Below are 265 nucleotides of genomic sequence, written 5' to 3'. Positions count from 1 at the left end.
CTGATTGACGATGGATCACCAGTGAGTGGCGGACGGGTGAGTAACACGTAGGTAACCTGCCCCGGAGCGGGGGATAACATTTGGAAACAGATGCTAATACCGCATAACAACAAAAGCCGCATGGCTTTTGTTTGAAAGATGGCTTTAGCTATCACTCTGGGATGGACCTGCGGTGCATTAGCTAGTTGGTAAGGTAACGGCTTACCAAGGCGATGATGCATAGCCGAGTTGAGAGACTGATCGGCCACAATGGAACTGAGACACG

1 rRNA gene is annotated in these 265 nt (G+C 50.6%); it reads left to right on the top strand.

What is annotated here, in order from left to right:
• A 16S ribosomal RNA gene (locus H5S10_RS00450) occupies window positions 1-265 on the top strand; the annotation flags it as partial.

The sequence above is a fragment of the Limosilactobacillus balticus genome (assembly GCF_014145615.1).
GTDB lineage: Bacteria > Bacillota > Bacilli > Lactobacillales > Lactobacillaceae > Limosilactobacillus > Limosilactobacillus balticus.
Note: the sequence above shows the minus strand (reverse complement) of the source record. Positions and strands in the feature narration are given on the sequence as shown.